The organism is Thiomonas sp. TH-17 (genome assembly GCF_057473305.1).
In genome coordinates, this window is sequence record NZ_JBYCKI010000026.1 from 1 (window position 1) to 14,726 (window position 14,726).

At 65.7% G+C, this 14,726-nt stretch carries 13 protein-coding genes; 9 read left to right on the forward strand and 4 right to left on the reverse strand.

Annotation, left to right across the window (positions count from 1 at the left end; all coding sequences use genetic code 11):
• Nucleotides 1–223 (reverse strand): urease subunit gamma (gene ureA / locus AC2VLV_RS01790; RefSeq protein ID WP_486988373.1); only part of this gene is annotated, 223 nt, incomplete at its 3' end.
• 344 nt (nt 224–567) lie between these two features.
• Between ureA and urtA the strand changes: the two genes are divergently transcribed.
• From urtA to AC2VLV_RS01825, 7 genes are all read left to right on the forward strand, one after another.
• Nucleotides 568–1,809 carry an urea ABC transporter substrate-binding protein gene (gene urtA, locus AC2VLV_RS01795; RefSeq protein ID WP_486988374.1) on the forward strand — a complete coding sequence of 414 codons (1,242 nt, stop codon included), beginning with the start codon at nt 568–570 and terminating at the stop codon, nt 1,807–1,809.
• Between the two features lie 141 nt (nt 1,810–1,950).
• Entirely contained in the window at nt 1,951–3,591 is a 1,641-nt protein-coding gene (urtB, locus tag AC2VLV_RS01800; RefSeq protein WP_486988375.1) for an urea ABC transporter permease subunit UrtB, read from the forward strand.
• A gap of 6 nt (nt 3,592–3,597) precedes the next feature.
• Entirely contained in the window at nt 3,598–4,812 is a 1,215-nt protein-coding gene (urtC, locus tag AC2VLV_RS01805; protein ID WP_486988376.1) for an urea ABC transporter permease subunit UrtC, read from the forward strand.
• The gene (gene urtD, locus AC2VLV_RS01810) at nt 4,805–5,653 is read left to right on the forward strand and encodes an urea ABC transporter ATP-binding protein UrtD (protein ID WP_486988377.1); all 849 of its coding nucleotides are present in this window, start codon (nt 4,805–4,807) and stop codon (nt 5,651–5,653) included. Before urtC ends, urtD begins: the two co-directional genes overlap by 8 nt.
• Nucleotides 5,654–5,680: 27 nt before the next feature.
• Entirely contained in the window at nt 5,681–6,373 is a 693-nt protein-coding gene (gene urtE, locus AC2VLV_RS01815) for an urea ABC transporter ATP-binding subunit UrtE (protein WP_486988378.1), read from the forward strand.
• Nucleotides 6,374–6,455: 82 nt separating this feature from the next.
• Nucleotides 6,456–7,709, forward strand: a complete 1,254-nt coding sequence (locus AC2VLV_RS01820; RefSeq protein ID WP_486988379.1) for an Hsp70 family protein — start codon at nt 6,456–6,458, stop codon at nt 7,707–7,709.
• A 170-nt stretch (nt 7,710–7,879) separates the two neighbouring features.
• A complete protein-coding gene (locus AC2VLV_RS01825) occupies nt 7,880–9,451 on the forward strand; it encodes a sensor domain-containing diguanylate cyclase (RefSeq protein ID WP_486988380.1) in 1,572 nt (523 codons plus the stop codon).
• 63 nt (nt 9,452–9,514) lie between these two features.
• On the opposite strand, the gene AC2VLV_RS01830 is transcribed toward AC2VLV_RS01825, so the two are convergent.
• The gene (locus AC2VLV_RS01830; protein ID WP_486988381.1) at nt 9,515–10,351 is read right to left on the reverse strand and encodes an urease accessory protein UreD; all 837 of its coding nucleotides are present in this window, start codon (nt 10,349–10,351) and stop codon (nt 9,515–9,517) included.
• Nucleotides 10,352–10,521: 170 nt separating this feature from the next.
• Between AC2VLV_RS01830 and AC2VLV_RS01835 the strand changes: the two genes are divergently transcribed.
• Complete coding sequence (locus tag AC2VLV_RS01835; protein WP_486988382.1) at nt 10,522–11,346, forward strand: hypothetical protein; 825 nt, start codon at nt 10,522–10,524, stop codon at nt 11,344–11,346.
• Nucleotides 11,347–11,382: 36 nt separating this feature from the next.
• On the forward strand, nt 11,383–12,564 hold the full coding sequence (locus tag AC2VLV_RS01840) for an acyl-CoA dehydrogenase (protein ID WP_486988383.1): 1,182 nt from the start codon (nt 11,383–11,385) through the stop codon (nt 12,562–12,564).
• A 7-nt stretch (nt 12,565–12,571) separates the two neighbouring features.
• On the opposite strand, the gene AC2VLV_RS01845 is transcribed toward AC2VLV_RS01840, so the two are convergent.
• Nucleotides 12,572–13,846 (reverse strand): amidohydrolase family protein, encoded by a 1,275-nt coding sequence (locus AC2VLV_RS01845; RefSeq protein ID WP_486988384.1) that lies wholly within the window; start codon nt 13,844–13,846, stop codon nt 12,572–12,574.
• 89 nt (nt 13,847–13,935) lie between these two features.
• Entirely contained in the window at nt 13,936–14,718 is a 783-nt protein-coding gene (locus AC2VLV_RS01850; RefSeq protein ID WP_486988385.1) for a dioxygenase family protein, read from the reverse strand.
• Nucleotides 14,719–14,726 lie beyond the last annotated feature (8 nt).

Here is a 14,726-nt window from a genome sequence, read left to right on the forward strand (position 1 = left end):
CGGCCACGCCGTCCATCACTTCGTCGCGGCTGAGCAGGGTGCGGCCATAGCTCATCAGCTCAGCCACGGTGCGGCCGTCGCGCGCGCCTTCCATCACCGCGGCGGTGATGTAGGCGATGGCCTCGGGCACGTTGAGCTTGAGTCCGCGCGCCTTGCGGCGTTCGGCCAGCAGCGCGGCGGTGAAAATCAGCAGCTTGTCTTTTTCGCGAGGGGTGAGGTCCATGGAGAGGCGGATGGAATGGGAATCGTGAGGTGAGCTTAACGCGAGGCCACATCGAAAGCGCAGGCCGGTGCTGCAGCAAAAAGCAGACCTGCGGCCCCTGCTGGAACGGTGCGGGTCTCCGTTTGCCCCGGTTTGGTGCGAACGCACCAAAGACGATCGAGCTGATGCGCGCGGTGGTGCCTCAAACCAGATTGCGGGGCGCGTTCAGGCACGCGCTGAGCAAGTTCGGGCCAAGTGTCATCGAACTGTCTCCCCGCGCTAATGGGGGGCAGACAAAACCGTGGCACGCGACTTGCACGACACACCGTGTCACACCCCACCACAACCTCTGGAGGAAATCCAATATGGATCGTCGTACCGCACTCAAGACCGTTGGCGGCGCCGTCGCCGCAGCGGCGGCCAGCACCCTGCCCTTCCCCGCCATTGCCGCGAGCAAGGCACCGATCAAGGTCGGTATTCTGCATTCGCTCTCGGGCACCATGGCCATTTCCGAAACCGCGTTGAAAGACGTGGACCTGATGACCATTGCCGAGATCAATGCCGCTGGCGGGGTGGACGGACATAGGATCGAGCCCGTGGTGGTCGACCCCGCCTCCAACTGGCCGCTGTTCGCCGAGAAGGCGCGCCAACTCATCAGTCAGGACAAGGTGGCGGCCATCTTCGGCTGCTGGACCTCGGTGTCGCGCAAGTCGGTGCTGCCGGTGCTCGACGAGTTGAACGGCCTGCTGTTCTACCCGGTGCAGTTCGAGGGTCAGGAGCAGAACAAGCATGTGGTCTACACGGGTGCCGCGCCCAACCAGCAGGCCATTCCGGCCACCGAATACCTCATGAGCAAGGACGGCGGCGGGGCCAAGCGCTTTTTCCTGCTGGGCACCGACTATGTGTACCCCCGCACGACCAACGCCATCCTGCGCGGCTTCCTGCACTCCAAGGGCGTGAAGGACAGCGACATCGCCGAGGTCTATACGCCGTTTGGCTTCAGCAACTATCAGAACATCGTGGCCGACATCAAGAAGTTCGCCTCGGCCGGCCCGACCTGCGTGATCTCCACCGTGAACGGTGATTCCAACGTGCCGTTCTACAAAGAGCTGGGCAACCAGGGCATCAAGGCCACCGACATTCCCGTGGTCGGCTTCTCCATCGCCGAGCAGGAAATTGCGGGCATGGACATCAAGCCCCTGGTCGGCCAGCTCACCGCGTGGAACTACTTCGAGTCGCTGAAGAATCCGCGCAATGCCAAGTTCGTCAAGTCGTGGCAGGACTGGGTGAAAAAGGAAAAGCTGAAAGACTATCCGGTCACCGACGACCCGATGGAAGCCTCCTACATCGGCATCCATCTTTGGAAGCAGGCGGTCGAGAAGGCCAAGTCCACCAAGACCGACGAGGTGCGCAAGGCGCTGATCGGGCAGAAGTTCGCCGCTCCCGATGGCTACACCGTCGAAGTGCTGGAGAACCAGTACTTGAGCAAGCCGGTGTTCATCGGCCAGATCAACGACAAGGCGCAGTTCGACGTGGTGTGGAAGTCCAAGGGACTGGTTCCGGGCGAGTCCTGGAGCCCTTACATCCCCAAGCCGAAAAACGCCTGATCGTTCGGCAACGCAAACACTCCCCCTCCCAACCTTCCCCACGCCGTGGGGAAGGGGCGATCACTCCCTCTCCGCTCGCGGGGAGGGCTGGGGTGGGGAGTCTTTTGAACGCATCGATCCTTCTCTGTCAACTTCACGACCATGACCTCAACGCGCTCTCAGTGGGACCGACCCGGCGCATGGCTGCGCATGGCGCTCGGCCTGGTGTTGTTCGGTTTACTGCTCGGCCTGACGCCACCAGCCCATGCCCTGCCCCCGCAGGAAGCGCTGGCCATTTCCAGCGGCGACACCGATGCCCGCATCGCCGCCCTGCACAAGGCCGTGGCCAAGCCCGATCCGCAACTTGCCGACTTTCTGCACAAGCTGCTGGACGGCGACGTGCAGATCGATGGCGACAGGGTGCAGGTGCAAAAAGGCAACGACTGGATCGACCTCGCCACCGGCAAAGCCGTCACCCCCAGCGACAACGCGCAAGGGGTGGTCAACAACAACTATGTGCGCAAAGAGCTGCAATCGGCCCGAGCCGCACTCGATCTGTTTTCGCCGCAGCGCGCACAGCGGCTCAAGGCCGTGCAGCAACTGCAGGACGATCCCACCTCGGTCGATCGCGGTCTGGTGGAGCAGGCGCTGAAAACCGAGAAAGACCCGGAGATCGTGCAGCGGCTGCAACTGCTGCACGCCGCCATCCTGCTAACCAGCGCCAGCGCTGCCGACCGCCTGGCCGCGGCCAAGCAACTGGCGGCCAGCAACTATCCCGCCGTGCGCGCCCTGTTGCTCTCGCGACTGGACAAGAAAGACGGCGCCTACATTGAGTCGTCTCCGCTGGTGCGCAGCCAGATCGAAAAAAGCCTCTCCGAGATCGACGGCCGGCTGGCCTGGGGCGAGCGGCTGGGCACGCTGTTCTCGGGCATCAGTCTGGGCAGCATTCTGCTGCTGGCCGCGCTGGGCCTGGCCGTCACCTACGGCCTGATGGGCGTGATCAATATGGCGCAGGGCGAGTTCATCATGATCGGCGCCTACGCCACTTATGTGATGCAGACCCTGTTCCAGCACTATCTGCCGGGCTACGTGCACTATGCGCTCATCGCCGCGGTGCCGTTCTCCTTCGTCGTGGCGGGGGGCATCGGCATGCTCATCGAGCGCACCATCATCCGCCGTCTTTACGGCCGACCGCTCGAAACCCTGCTGGCCACCTGGGGCATCAGTCTGGTGCTGATCCAGGCCGTGCGCAGCCTGTTCGGGCCGCAGAACGTGCAGGTGGACAACCCGCCGTGGATGTCCGGCGGCTTCAACCTCATGGCCAATCTCATCCTGCCCTACAACCGCATGGTGATCATCGCCTTCACCGTGGTGGTGCTGCTGGGCATGTGGCTGCTCATCAGCCGCACGCGGCTGGGCCTGTTCGTGCGCGCCGTCACGCAGAATCGTCCGATGGCTTCCTGCGTGGGGGTGCGCATCGCGCGGGTGGACATGCTGGCCTTTGGTCTGGGCACCGGCATTGCGGGCCTGGCGGGCTGCGCGCTCAGCCAGATCGGCAACGTCAGCCCGGAGATGGGCACGGGCTATATCGTCGACTGCTTCATGGTGGTGGTGCTGGGCGGCGTGGGCCAGCTCACCGGCACGGTGGCGGCGGCCATGGGTCTGGGGGTGGCCAACACCCTGCTCGAAGGCGTGGCCGGCGCGGTGCTGGCGAAGATCGCCGTGCTGGTCGCCATCATCCTGTTCATTCAGAAGCGTCCGCAGGGCATGTTCGCCCTCAAGGGCCGCAGCGTGGAAAGCTGAACAACCATGGCCGCCATCCTCAACGAATCCGGCACGCTGGTGCCGCCGCCGCGGGTGCAATTGCAGTCGCCCACGGCCTTTCTGACGCTGTGGGGCTGGGCCGCGCTGATCGGCTTTCTGCTGATCGCCGCCGTGCTGGTACCGCTGCTGGCGCTGGCCTTGCCGCAGGGCAGCAGCCTGCATCTGTCGCAATACTGGGTCGGGCTGTCGGGCAAGATTCTTTGCTACGCCATGGTGGCGCTGGCGATGGATCTGGTCTGGGGCTACGCCGGCATTCTGTCGCTGGGCCACGGCCTGTTCTTCGCTCTGGGCGGCTATGCCATGGGCATGTACCTGAACCGGGCGATGAATGCGGCCAGCGGCAATCTGCCCGACTTCATGCAGTTCATGCAGTGGACGCATTTCCCCTGGTACTGGGTGGGCACCGAACATTTCGCCTGGGCGCTGTTTCTCGCGGTGGCAGCTCCTGGCCTGCTGGCCTTCATCTTCGGCTTCTTCGCCTTCCGCTCGCGCATCAAGGGGGTGTATTTCTCCATCATCACCCAGGCGCTCACCTATGCCGCCATGTTGCTGTTCTTCCGCAACGAAACCGGCTTCGGCGGCAATAACGGCCTCACTGATTTCAAGGTGCTGCTGGGCTTTCCCATGGGCACGGCCGGCATGACGGTGTCGCTGTTCGTCGCCAGCAGCCTCACCCTGATCGGCATGTTTCTGTTCTCGCGCTGGCTGGTGCGCAGCAAGTTCGGCCGCGTGCTCACCGCCGTGCGCGATGCGGAGAGCCGGGTCATGTTCTGCGGCTACAACCCGCTGTGGTTCAAGCTCGGCGTCTGGACGATTTCGGCCATGATGTGCGGCATTGCGGGTGCGCTGTATGCGCCGCAGGTGGGCATCATCAACCCCAGCGAAATGTCCACCTCCAACTCGATCGAAATCGCCATCTGGACGGCCATTGGCGGGCGCGGCACGCTCATCGGCCCCATCATCGGCGCGGTGCTCGTGAACGTGGCCAAGAGCTGGCTGACCGTCGCCATGCCGCAGATCTGGCTGTATGTGCTGGGCGGGCTGTTCATCGTGGTCACGCTGTACGCGCCGTACGGCATCGTCGGCCTGTTCAAACAACTGAGAGCCCCCAGGGCCGAGCTGCGCCCAGCCCGCCCCCCGCGGGGAACAAGGAAACTTGGGGCGGCCCTGCGTTACCTTGGGAGGGCGCGCCGTGGCTAACCTCGACTGGCGGGAGATCGTGTACCAGGAGCCGCAGCCCGAACTCAGCGGTGATGCCACCGCAGGCTACGGCCACATCATGCAGCCCGGCGTGGATCTGAGCCACGGCGTAGCCCTTTATCTCGACGACATCAGCGTGAGCTTCGACGGCTTTCGCGCCCTCAACAAGCTCAGCCTCTCGCTCGACGTGGGCGAACTGCGCTGCATCATCGGCCCCAATGGCGCGGGAAAGACCACGATGATGGACGTCATCACCGGCAAGACGCGGCCCGACTCGGGCACAGCCTTTTTCGGCCAGACCATCGACCTGCTCAAGCTGCGCGAGGCCGAGGTAGTGGCCGCCGGCGTGGGCCGCAAGTTCCAGAAGCCCACCGTGTTTGAAGACCTCAGCGTGCAGGACAACCTGGAGTTGGCGCTCAAGTCGGACAAGCGCGCGCGCAACACCCTGTTCTTCCGCCTGAGCGCCACGCAACGCCTGCGGGTGGAAGAAGTGCTGGAACAAATCCGCCTGCACGACCAGGCTGCGCGCCGCGCCGGTGACCTTTCGCACGGCCAGAAGCAATGGCTGGAAATCGGCATGCTGCTGATGCTCGAGCCGCAACTGCTGCTGCTCGACGAGCCCGTGGCCGGCATGACCGACTTTGAAACCGACCGCACCGCCGAACTGTTCATCTCGCTGGCCGGCAAGCACACCCTCATGGTGGTGGAGCACGACATGGAGTTCGTGCGCAAGATCGCCCACAAAGTCACCGTGCTGCACGAAGGCAGCGTGCTGGCCGAAGGCAGCCTGGAGCAGGTGCAGGCCGATGAGCGCGTGGTCGAGGTCTATCTTGGACGCTGAATCTGGACGCTGAACCAGCCACACACCATGCTCAACATCGACACGGTCAACCAGTACTACGGCGGCAGCCACATCCTGCGCAACGTCAGCCTGCGCCTTGAAAAAGGCCAGGTGCTCACCCTGCTCGGACGAAACGGCGTGGGCAAAACCACCCTGCTCAAGTCCATCATGGGGCTGGTGGGCATCAAGAGCGGCAGCATCTCCCTCGATGGCACGCGCATCGACACCCTGCGCCCGGACGCCCGCGCCCGGCTGGGTATCGGCTATGTGCCGCAGGGCCGCGAAATTTTCCCCCGCCTCAGCGTTGAAGAAAACCTGCACATGGGGCTGGCCTACAAGCCCGGTGCCGCCACCGTGCCGCAAGAACTGTTCGAACTGTTCCCCGTGCTCAAGCAGATGCTGCATCGCCGTGGCGGCGACCTTTCCGGCGGCCAGCAGCAGCAACTCGCCATCGCCCGAGCGCTGGCCGCTGGCCCCAAACTGCTCATCCTCGACGAGCCGACCGAAGGCATCCAGCCCTCGATCATCAAAGACATCGAGCGCGTCATCCGCATGCTCGCCCAGCGCGGTGACATGGCCATCCTGCTCGTCGAGCAGTACTACGACTTCGCCAAATCACTGGCCGACACTTATTGCGTCATGTCGCGCGGCGAAGTGGTGAAAACCGGCCGGGGCCAAGACATGGACGCCGACGGCGTGCGCGAACTGATCGCGGTCTAGAAATACCGCTCTTTCGAGGTGGGTAAACTGCGCAGCCCGCTGCATTCCGTGCAGCACTGCGGCAAGCTCACTTTTGTTCACGATGTCCTCTCTACACGGCACCCTCGGCATTGATTTCGGCACCTCCAATTCGGCGGTGTCTTGGGCGGAGCCACACGGACTGTCGCGTCTGATTCCGCTGGAGGGCGAAGCGCTGGCCATACCCACTGCCGTGTTCTTCAACGCGGAAGACCACCGCACGCACTTCGGGCGCGACGCCGTGCGGCAATACCTCAGCGGCTCGGAAGGGCGGCTGATGCGTTCGCTCAAAAGCCTGCTGGGCAGCCCGCTGCTGCTGGAGAAGACGGAGGTCAACCACCAGCAGGTCAGCTTTCAGGACATCGTGGCCACCTTCCTCGCCGAGTTGCGCCAGCGTGCGGCAAAGGCGCTGGGCCGCGCGCCGACACGGGTGGTCATGGGCCGACCGGTGCACTTTGTCGACGACAACCCGCAGCGCGACGCGCAGGCGCAGCGCTCGCTGCACGAGGCCGCTCGGGCGGTGGGATTCGAGCAGGTGACGTTTCAACTGGAGCCCATTGCAGCGGCGCTCGATTACGAGCGCCGTCTGTCGCGCGAGAGTCTGGTGCTGGTGGTCGATGTGGGCGGCGGCACATCCGACTTCACCGTGGTGCGGCTGGGCCCGCAGCGCAGCGCGCAAGCCGACCGCAGCGCCGACGTGCTCGCCACTTCCGGGGTGCACATCGGCGGGACCGATTTCGACCACAAGCTCAGTCTGGAGCGGGCCATGCCCCTGCTGGGCTACCGCCACCTGGGGCCGCAGCAGCGCGAGGTGCCCAGCCGCGTGTTTTTCGATCTCTCGACCTGGCACCTGATCCAGTGGCTGTATCTGCCGCGCGCGATGAGCCAGGCGCAGGCGCTGCGCGAAGACTATGCCGAGCCCCTACTGCACGAGCGGTTGATGACGGTGCTGCGCCACCGCGAGGGACACCGGTTGGCGCATGAGGTCGAACAGGCCAAGATCCGCTGCTCGCAGGACGATGCCGACACGGCCATCACGCTGTCGTTCATCGAGAGGGGGCTGCAGGCCTCGCTCGCCCCCGCCGATCTGCGCGATCAACTGGCGGACTTGCTGTCGCGTACCGTGGCCTGCGCCCGCGAATGCGTGCAGCGTGCGGGCCTAAACAACGACGCGCTTGACGCGATCTACCTCACCGGCGGGTCGAGCGCGCTGCGCCCGTTTCAGCGCGCGCTGCAGGCCGAGTTCGGCGGCGTGGAACTGGTGGTCGGCGACCTGTTCGGCGGCGTGGCCTCGGGCCTGGCGTACAGCCGCGGTTGACTCGTTGCGCTATCGGCGCGCCTGCACAGCGCCACTCGTCAAAAGCGGTTGCGCTTGTCCTTGCGCAAAATGGGCCGTCCTGTGACATTTTCCCGAGGTGCCTGTCGCCGAGTTCGGGAACAATGTTTGCATTTACTCCCTCGGTCGTCTGAATTTTTTCCGTTGCGCACATGACCCTCTGGCCTCGCCGCACTCTTGAGTCCCGTCCCTCCAAGAGCGGCGGCGATGCGGCGCCGCTGATCGGGCGGCTCGGCCTGTTTGTGCGCAGGCAAGACGAGCAGGCCTATGTGCATGAGGTCTGGCCTGAAATCGCCGGGAGGCTGCGTCTGCTCGGGCTTTGGGGCGGTTTGCTTTTTCTGCTCGCCAGCGGGGTGGACTGGATCCGGCTGCATGACAGCCCCGCTTTCTTCGGGCTGCTGGTTGTGCGCCTGGCCGTGCTGACACTGGGATTGAATCTCTGGCGGGTGGCGCGCCAGGGCGCGATCAAGCGCCCGGAATCATTGCTTCTGGCCTTGACCCTGTTCGAGCTTGGGGCCATTGTTGCGCTGCGCCTGGTCAATCTGGGCTATGGCGAGTTTTCGCCTTATCAGGGGCTGACCGGCCTGCTCCTGGTGGCAGCAGCCTATGCCTTCGTGCCCATGCTCAGCCCGGTCAACTTCTGGCTGTTGCCGCTGGGCACCGCCAGCCTGTTCATTCAGGCCTACGGGTGGCATCACGCCTCGTTGCGCGACTTGAGCGCGCTGCTGGTCATCGCGCTGTATGTGCACCTACTGGGGTGGATGACTGCCTCGCATAACGCCCGCTCCGGCCGTCTGCTCTGGCTCGAGCGCCAGCGGCTGGAAAAAGAAATGCGGGAGCGCCGCCTGGCCGAGAGCAATCTGCGCCATCTGTTCGAGGTCTGCCCGGTGCCGCTGGTACTGAGCCAGCAAGACAATGGCTCGGTGCTGCGATTCAACCGCGCTGCACAGGCCCTGCTCGACCCGCAGCGCCATCACACTGAACCGGGCTCTGCCTATGCCTCGAGTTTTTATGCCGACGCGAGCACCCGCAGCGCCGTGACCGACGCGCTGAAAACACGCGGCGAAGCGGGCCCTGTGGATGTGCGGATGCTGACTTCCGGCGGCAGCCACATCCACGTCATGCTGGCCGCCAGCAGCTTGCGCTTCGACAACAAGGCCGCGGTGCTCACCAGTCTGGTGGAAATCACCGACCGCAAGCAGCGCGAGCAGGCGCTCACCCGCATGACCCAGACCGACGCGCTGACCGGGCTCTACAACCGCCGCGGCTTTTTTGAGCGCGCCAATGCCTTGCTGCAGTCCGCACGCGAGCAGGCGCCCAGTCTGCTGCTGATCGACGCTGACCACTTCAAGCGCGTCAACGACACACACGGCCACGCCGTGGGCGATACCGTGCTGGTGCAACTGGCCAATCGCATGAGCGCCGCGCTGCGCGAAGGCGACGTGATCGGGCGGATTGGCGGCGAGGAGTTCGCCGTCTTTCTGCCCGCCACTAGCCTGGAAAACGCGTATGAACTGGCCGATCGCATCCGCCTGTCGGTGTCGCGGCATGCGCTGCGCATCCAGGGGCTGCGAGTGCCGATGACGCTGAGCATCGGCGTCACCGTTCTGCAGAACGGCGAGAGTTCTCTGGAAGCCGCACTGGGCCGCGCCGATACGGCCATGTACCAGGCCAAACAAAACGGCCGCAACCGGGTGGAGCTGGCTGCGGTCTCGGTTTCATAAAAACCTGACGCCGCTGAGCTGGCAACTGCCGTCGCAACTCCGGCAACGGCTCAAATCGGCAATTCAGGTCGACCAGACGCGCGGCGCGCAGCCGCCCACACCCCACCCCGTCTGCCGCCAGGCGGCCCACACCGCGCGGCACAGCGCCGCCACCGGCTCGATGCGATGCCCGAGCAGCCGCAAGGCAACGACCTGCGCATGCGGTGCGGTGACGCCAAAAAGCACGCTGGCCTGCCGCGCCTCATCGGCCGCCTGCCGCGCCACAACGAGCAGTTCCTCACGGCGTTGCGCCGCCAGCGGGCTGCCTGCGGCGAAGAACAGGGTGGCCAGCGCGGTATGGCCGCGCAAACCGCCCGGCCCGTGCAGCAGCACGCCGTCGTCACCCGCAATGCAACCGCGCTCCAGCCAGATGCCCGGCAGCTCGATGTGCTGGGTGAAGCGCCCGGCGCGGAACGCGGCGTCTGCTGCGGGCAGGCCCAGCGCCAGCAGATCCCAGGCCATCAGCTCGGCGCCCGGCGCGAGGTGAAAGCGGCTGCGGTTCTCGCCCAGGCATTCGTTGTAGGCCAGGGTCTCCAGCGGCAGCCATTCCAGCCTTGCGCCGGGCGCCAGCCGGGCTTCCAGGGTCTGCCGCGCAGGGGCGCCGGTGCTGCGATAGAAACGTCCTGCCCCCGGCGTGGTGACCAGCGCGTGCGCGCCTTCTTGCACCGACAGGTCGATGTCCAGAATGTCGCCGCCCACCAACCCGCCCGGCGGATGCACCAGCACCTGATGGCAGATTGCAGAGTCTTCGGGATAGTGGCTGGCCAGCGCGCGCAGGCCGCCCTCGTGCTGGTGGCGCAGCACCGTACGCGCGCCCTCGGCGGAAAACTGCAATTGCAAGCGGGAGTGCCAGGGCGTCATGGATGAGCTGATGCAAGCCAGATGGGGAGGTCGGCAAGGCGGCCGATCCAACTGAGTTTGTAGCAGAGCCGTTCGCGGCGCTGCGACAAAACACTGTCCCTCTCTTTCATGCAGGCGAAACACGCCTCCTTCTATGCTGGGTGCTGGGCGATTTTTCGAGGGAATGCATCATGGAGAGCAAGCAGAGGAAGGCGGCGTTACTGACGGTGTTCGCGCTGGTTCTGGCGCTGGTGTGGTGGCGCCCGCTGGAAGCCACGGCGCAACGGTCTGTCGATTCGGGGCTGCAGCGCGCGCTGGTGACGTTTGCCTCCGCGCGGGCGATCAACGGCGTGCTCAGCGTGGCCAAGAGTGCGTCGGTGAGTTTTCAGATCGGCGCCGGCGCTTCGGTGCAGCCGGGCGCGGCACTCGACCCGCTGGACGATCTGGTCGAGCAGTTTTCCACCGTCATGCTCGTGGCGACTCTGTCATTCGCCATGCAGCAAGTGCTGATCGCGGTGTTCAGCGCCTGGCCGCTGGCGGTGGTGCTCACCGCCTTGTTTCTGGCCTGGGCTGCGCTGGTGCTGCGAGAGCGCCGCGCACCGCCCTGGCTGGCGCGGCTATCGGTTGGCCTGTTGCTGCTCAGTGTGAGCGTGCCGGCCGCCTCGCTGGCCAGCGAGCTGACCTATTCGCTGCTGATGGCGCGCGACTATGTCACCGCTCAAGAGCAGGTCAGCCTGTCCACCCCCGCAGCCTCTGGAGCGCCCGCGGCGGCGCAGGCCGACGGCGGGGCTTTGGACAAGCTCAGACAACTGTGGTCGCAGTCGCAGGACATCGGCCAGCAGGTGCAGGCGCTGCAGGCCAAGGCGAGCGGTATCGTGTCGCATCTCATCACCCTGGCCGCCGTCTTTCTGATCCAGACCGTGGTGCTGCCCCTGCTGTTTTTCTGGGGGCTGTTTCGGCTTTACCGCCTGCTGCTGGTCAGAGCGTGGCCGGGCAGAGCGCCCGCCGTAAGATGATCTGATCCTGATTGATTTCTCCTCCAAGGAAAACCCATGGCCTCCCCCAAACCCGCGTTTCAATGGGACGATGCGCTGCAGCTCGACGCCCAACTCAGCGCCGACGAACGGGCGGTGCGCGACGCCGCGCAGGCGTATTGCCAGGATCAGCTCGTGCCGCGCGTGTTGAGCGCCTTCCGCCATGAAACCACCGACCCGACGATCTTCCGCGAAATGGGCGCACTCGGCCTGCTGGGGCCGACGATACCCGAGGCCTATGGCGGCGCGGGGCTGAATTATGTGGGTTACGGGCTCATTGCGCGCGAGGTCGAGCGGGTCGATTCGGGCTATCGCTCGATGATGAGTGTGCAGAGCTCGCTGGTCATGCTGCCGATCTTCGCCTTCGGCTCCGAAGCGATGAAGCAGAAGTATCTGCCCAAGCTGGCCCGCGGCGAATGGATCGGCTGCTTCGGGCTGACCGAGCCCGATCACGGCTCCGACCCCGGCGGCATGAGCACGCGCGCCCGCGCCGTGCCCGGCGGGTATGCACTCACCGGCAACAAGATGTGGATCAGCAATAGCCCGATCGCCGATGTGTTCGTGGTCTGGGCCAAGGATGACGCGGGCGAGATTCGCGGCTTCGTGCTCGACAAAGGGGCAAAGGGTTTGAGCGCACCGGCCATACACGGCAAGGTCGGTCTGCGCACCTCGATCACCGGCGAGATCGTGATGGACAACGTGTTCTGTCCCGAGGAAAACGCTTTTGCGAAGGTGCGCGGGCTCAAAGGCCCCTTCACCTGCCTGAACAGCGCGCGCTACGGCATCGCCTGGGGGGCGATGGGCGCGGCGGAAGACTGCTACGCCCGAGCGCGGCAGTATGTGCTCGACCGCCAGCAGTTCGGCCGTCCGCTGGCGGCCAATCAGCTCGTGCAGAAAAAGCTGGCCGACATGGCAACCGACATCAGCCTCGGGCTGCAGGGCGTGCTGCGCCTGGGGCGCATGAAGGACGAAGGCACGGCGGCGCCCGAAGTCACCTCGCTGCTCAAACGCAACAACTGCGGCAAGGCGCTCGACATCGCCCGCACCGCGCGCGACATGCTCGGCGGCAATGGCATTTCAGACGAGTTCGGCGTGGCGCGCCATCTGGTGAACCTCGAAGTGGTCAACACCTACGAGGGCACGCACGACATCCACGCCCTCATTCTCGGCCGGGCGATCACGAGCATCGCGGCGTTCTGAAGGAGGCCTAAGCCCGGCGCCAGTCCACCGCCGCCGGACGTCCCGGCAGATACAGCCGGGCGTTGGCCGCGGGGGTTGCGGCGACGATTTTCCCCGCACGAATGACCAGCAGGCGCGTCGCCCGCAGGCGGATGGCCTCGACCGGATCGCCGGCCTGCAGCAGCACCAGATCGGCGCGGCAGCCCACGTCCAGGCCGTAGTCTTCCAGACCGAGGAGGCGCGCCGGGGCGGTGGTCACGGCGTCGAAGCATTGGCGCATTGCCGCCTGCCCGGTCATCTGCGCCACATGCAGGCCCATGTGGGCGACTTCGAGCATGTCGCCGCTGCCGCCAAAGTACCAGGGGTCCATCACGCAGTCTTGACCGAAGGCCACCGGCACCCCTGCGGCCAGCAGCTCGGGTACGCGGGTCATGCCGCGGCGCTTGGGGTAGGTATCGTGCCGCCCTTGCAGGGTAATGTTGATGAGCGGGTTGGCAATGGCCGCCACGCCGCTCTCGGCCATCAGCGGCATGAGCTTGGAGGCGTAGTAGTTGTCCATGCTGTGCAGGGAGGTCAGGTGCGAGCCGACCACCCGCCCGTGCAGGCCGAGACGCTGAGTGTGGAAGGCCAGGGTTTCGATGTGGCGGCTGAGCGGGTCGTCGGACTCGTCGCAGTGCATGTCCACTCGCAGGCCGCGCGCGGCGGCGAGTTCGCACAGCAGCTTCACGCTCTCGGCGCCTTGTTCGGCGGTGCGCTCGAAATGCGGAATGCCGCCCACCACGTCCACGCCGAGATCGAGCGCGCGTTGCAGATTGCGCAGCGCGGTCGGTGAGCGCAGCAGCCCATCCTGCGGGAAGGCGACGAGCTGCAGGTCGAGGTAGGGCCTGACCTGCTCGCGCACTTGCAACAGGGCTTCGACCGCCAGCAGACGGTCGTCGCATACATCGACATGCGAGCGGATGGCGAGCAGGCCTTTGGCCACCGCCCAGTCGCAATAGGCCAGGGCGCGCTCGATGAGAGCTTCTTGTGTGAGCTGCGGTTTCAACTCGCCCCACAGTGCAATGCCTTCGAGCAGGGTGCCACTCTGATTGACGCGCGGCTGCCCGTAAGACAGGGTGGAATCCATGTGGAAGTGCGCGTCGACGAAGGGCGGGCTGAGCAGCTGCCCGGCGCAGTCGATCTCCTGCGCGGCCTGCGCCTGCAGCCGGGGTTGCAACGCGGCGATGCGACCCTCTTGCACCCCGAGATCCACCCCGCTGCGGCCGTCGGGCAGGGTGCAGTTGCGCAGCAATAGGTCGAGCATCGGGACCGTTCCATCGAGAGTTGCAAGTAGGCCGCAGAGTAACTGCAGCCGAAATCAGGAACAAGTCAGATCGGCCGCCCACCACCTATTCAGCCCGGTTCAAACGTCCAGGCATCCATGCTCAGGTTGCCGTAGTGCACGCCGCCGGCATGATGCTGCGGCGTGGCGCCTTCGCCAGCGGCGCCCAGCGCCCAGAACAGCGGCAGCAGATGCTCGTCGGTGGGATGGGCGCGTGCCGCATGAGGCGCCCTGCGGCGGTAGTCGAGCAGCGCCGAGGTGTCGCCGCGGTCGATCATGCCGCGCATCCACTCGACGAAGGCCTGCACATAGGGCGCTGGCGCTTGGTCGGTGGGGGCGGCCGGGTCAAACTCGTGCAGGTTGTGCGTCAGGCTGCCGGTGCCGAACAGCAAGACGCCTTGCTCGGTCAGCGGGGTCAGCGCAGCGCCCAGGCGGTAAGCGCCCGCCGCGTCGAGCGGCCAGGGCATGGCCAGCGGCAGCACCGGAATATCGGCCTGCGGAACCATCAGGCGCAGCGGTGACCAGACGCCGTGATCGAGCCCGCGCTGCGGGTCTTCGTGCACGCTCCAGCCCGCTTCGCGCAACAGAGTTTCCACTCGTGGAGCCCACTGCGGCGCGCCGGGCGCGGGGTATTGCAGGGCATAGAGTGCACGGTCGAAACCGCCGAAGTCGTGGAGGGTCTCGGGCCGCGCGCTGGTGCCGAGGGTGGGCTGCCTCGCCATCCAGTGCGGCGAAAAGGCGAGGATGATCTCTGGCCGGGGCAGAGCCTGCCCGAGCGCCTGCAGCATCGGCCCGGCGCTGCCCGGCTCCAGCGGCAGCATGGGCGAGCCGTGAGAGACAAACAACGTGGGCATGCGCAGAG